The 3,195-nt window shown below is 53.3% G+C and carries 5 protein-coding genes; 3 read left to right on the forward strand and 2 right to left on the reverse strand.

The genetic code is table 11. The annotated features are described in order from the left end of the window. Positions 1-10: 10 nt before the first annotated feature. A complete protein-coding gene (locus G7W63_RS20240) occupies positions 11-157 on the forward strand; it encodes a DUF2914 domain-containing protein (protein ID WP_423202302.1) in 147 nt (48 codons plus the stop codon). 127 nt (positions 158-284) lie between these two features. Here the strand turns inward: G7W63_RS20240 and G7W63_RS17870 are convergent, their stop codons facing one another. Next, the gene (locus G7W63_RS17870; protein ID WP_166261608.1) at positions 285-809 is read right to left on the reverse strand and encodes a hypothetical protein; all 525 of its coding nucleotides are present in this window, start codon (positions 807-809) and stop codon (positions 285-287) included. Between the two features lie 319 nt (positions 810-1,128). Then, a complete protein-coding gene (locus G7W63_RS17875; protein WP_166261611.1) occupies positions 1,129-1,818 on the reverse strand; it encodes a glutathione S-transferase in 690 nt (229 codons plus the stop codon). Positions 1,819-2,159: 341 nt separating this feature from the next. Here G7W63_RS17875 and G7W63_RS17880 point away from each other — a divergent pair, with 341 nt between their 5' ends. Continuing rightward, positions 2,160-2,648 carry an acyl-CoA thioesterase gene (locus tag G7W63_RS17880; protein WP_166261614.1) on the forward strand — a complete coding sequence of 163 codons (489 nt, stop codon included), beginning with the start codon at positions 2,160-2,162 and terminating at the stop codon, positions 2,646-2,648. Positions 2,649-2,957: 309 nt separating this feature from the next. After that, positions 2,958-3,195, forward strand: a 238-nt coding sequence (locus G7W63_RS19900; RefSeq protein WP_207308989.1) for a hypothetical protein, incomplete at its 3' end; no start/stop codon positions are given.

Below are 3,195 nucleotides of genomic sequence, written 5' to 3' on the forward strand. Positions count from 1 at the left end.
GGTTGCGCGGGTGGCAATCAGGCCGTCGGTTGACCCCATGCGCGCATCCTCAGCCAAGTATATCGACCGTCACATGTTGGGAGACTGGCGAGTTGAGGTGGTAACAGAGGAAGGCGAGCTTCTGGCCAAGGGGGCGTTTTCCGTTCTCCCTCAATAAACGAAGTCGGAAGCAGAACGGTAGAAACCCGGGACAGGCCTGTTTTTCAATAAGCTTTGTGGGGCTCGTCCCTCAGCCCAAGCAAAAATAGGTCTGTCCCGGTTTTCCCAGCTTTCAGGTTTTCGGTTTATCTGCGCCTGTGCCATTGATCTCGCATCCACTCGAAATTCTCCAAAAATGTATCCAACGCTATTCGATTGTCACCCCAATTAGACCCAATATACTCGCGAAGATATTCTGTCTTATCCCAGAACTCATCCGGAAAAGGCACCACTTCATTGAGCAAATCTAGCGGCAAATACCTTAGCCGAATGGACGCTCCCATGTATTCGTAATGTCGTGCGATTTTGCGAAACTCATCAAGTTCTCTTGAGAGGTATACTCTCTTTCCGTTTGGATATTTTGCCTTTAGCTTTTCCAGCTTAACTGATTCATAAGTTTCGACTTTTTCTAAGAAAGAGCCAATACTATCTCTAATCTTTGCGTCTTCCGTGAGTAGCGAACTGATCTCTTTCCAGTTACTAAGCCTGTATGAGTCACGAGACGTCTGTAATGTTCGGCTCTGGTTGTAAAGATATAAGATGCCATAAAGAAGAGCTCCAACAATGCTCAAGCTCTGCAAAACGTCTAGACTGTCCTTGAAAGTTTCCATATATAAGGTCCTAACGCGCGGGTTTTGAGCCGCGAAGCGGCGGAAAATCGGTCATTGTGTGTTAGGCCACCACTGCAAGCGGACTGGTCCAACATGCCCCTTGGGGCCGTCACGAAGGTGTACCGGTCGTGGACGGAGTTGCCACCATTGTCCAACCTATCGATCGAGACGGAAGCGAAACCGCCTCGCTCGTTCGCCGAAAGCGGCTTCGCCACCTTCAAGGATGTCACAAATCGCCTTGCGGACCGCTGTGTTCTCCAGCCCACCCCTACATAGCTGATCGGCGGCAGACCAACAATAAATCTGTCTCGGTTTTTCCCTATCGGATGACCTCCCGCAAGGATTGCTCAATCTGACCACCACAGTAGGCCTTACCCAACTCCCTTCGCTGATTGTCAAGAAAAGGCCTGATTGACGGACGGTCTTCCACTCGTTGGCAGAGACTCGCGACGCGGGGAGCGTTTTGTTCCAGGTCGGCGGCGAGTTCCGGAAAGCTGTGGACCAAGGTGCCAAACAATGCGGCAGTCGCGATATCGGCCACCGTGAGCCTGGCGCCCAACAGATAGCCCGCGTCCGGTTTGAGGCGATGCGCCCGGCCGGTCTTTTCGAAAATGACCATCCAGTCGGCCAGGCGCTGAGTCCGGAATTCGGTCCATGAATCCCGGTCCCACATCACGGTGCCATTGTAGTTGGTGATTTCCATGAGAATATCATTGCAGTCCAGTATCACCTTCAGAGCCAGGGTGTGTTGCTCAGGCTCGTCGGGAAGATAATGGTAGGCCTTCGACAGATGCATGAGAATCGCCGGCATCTGGGCGAGCCAGACCTGGGCCTTGCAGTCGAAAAGATACGGAGGTGCCATCCCCGGGTACTGAATGTTCAGGTTCTTGCCAGGGTAGATCTCACTGGCATCCAGCTTCCGGTAATCCGCCCGGACCTCCTCCAGAAAAAGCTGGATAAAATTTCCGCGAAAAGGCAGGCCCCAATAATAGAGTTCGTAGTCCTGCATTGTGGTTCTCCCGCACTGACGGGTGAGAAAGGGAACTGCTGTCCAGAGTGTAGCGCAGATCTATTTGTTACGTCCGTCGCGCGGACCACCAGGTGGGCAGGATTCGTCGTTACGGAAATAGATCTGTCCCGAATTTCCCCAACTGGAGTGGTAACCGGTCAGTCGCCGGCCAGGATGGTATGAAGTTGATTGAAGGGAGCCTGTGTCCGCTGACGCCGTGGCGCTTTTTATGTGACGAAATGTTGATCAACGTGGCGCAGTGACTGCGCATTGATGCTGGTGATCGGCATTGCCGCGTTGTTTGGGCCTATACTGAAACGCTAAACAGCGGAGAAAGCCTGATGGAGCTTGGATCTAAAACACTCACCATGACCATTTTGATGACCCCCGACATGGCTAACTTTGCCGGGAATGTACATGGCGGCACCTTGTTAAAGTGCCTTGATGAAGTGGCCTACGCTTGCGCCAGCCGTTATGCAGGTACCTATGTGGTCACGCTGTCTGTGGACCAGGTGATGTTCCGCCAACCCGTTCATGTGGGTGAGCTGGTCACCTTTCTGGCCAGTGTGAATTACACCGGGCGCACCTCCATGGAGGTGGGCATTAAAGTGATTACAGAAAACATCCGGGAAAAGTTGGTCAGACACACCAACAGCTGTTTTTTCACCATGGTGGCGGTTGATGAAAATGGCAAAGCGATGGAGGTTCCGAAACTGGAGCCGGAAACCAGTGAACAGATCAGGCGCTTTGCCAATGGTCAAGAACGACGGGCAATCCGGGTTGAGTTGGCTGAGCGCTATAAGGCACTTCATCGGGCCGGCACGGAATAGCGCGATCGCCCCCAATGACTTGCAACAAATATCTTCCTGGCCTGGCGAGGGCAGGAAACGCCCAGGGAACCTGTACACATTGGACTGAATGGCGGTATCGGACCGGCCGCAACAGAGTTCTATTACCGTAACTTGGTGAAAGCCCATCAGCTATCCTTCAACTGAACTCAATTGGACGTGAACCGGGACAGATTAAGATCTATTTTCCTCGAGCCACCAGGTACTCTGCGAAAATAGATCTGAACTAGCCCCAGTTTTCCCCAGGCAGAAGTTGCCGAGCCGCCTGCCTCCATGTCCGAAACTGGCTCTATGCCCGAAACTGCCGAAACCGCATCGAGTGAATCCAGTGCAGAACCCGACTCCGTTCAGTCGCCCAGTCAGTCGGCCAGTCGGGCGAGCGAACCGGAGTCATCGGTAGAGCCCGATTCCCTTCCGGCGCCGGCTGCAGGAGAATCCGAACCGTCCCCGGAAGAGGCTACGTCCGTCAAGCTACTTTCTGATCACTTGATCCGGGCGCAATTGAGTACCGGCCTGGAGGAAAAAGAGC

The organism is Marinobacter salicampi (genome assembly GCF_011074795.1).
GTDB classification, from domain to species: domain Bacteria; phylum Pseudomonadota; class Gammaproteobacteria; order Pseudomonadales; family Oleiphilaceae; genus Marinobacter; species Marinobacter salicampi.

Coding starts and splice junctions, on each gene's coding strand:
- G7W63_RS17870 (WP_166261608.1), bottom strand. CDS start 809: ATGGAAACTTTCAAGGACAGTCTAGACGTTTTGCAGAGCTTGAGCATT.
- G7W63_RS17875 (WP_166261611.1), bottom strand. CDS start 1,818: ATGCAGGACTACGAACTCTATTATTGGGGCCTGCCTTTTCGCGGAAAT.
- G7W63_RS17880 (WP_166261614.1), top strand. CDS start 2,160: ATGGAGCTTGGATCTAAAACACTCACCATGACCATTTTGATGACCCCC.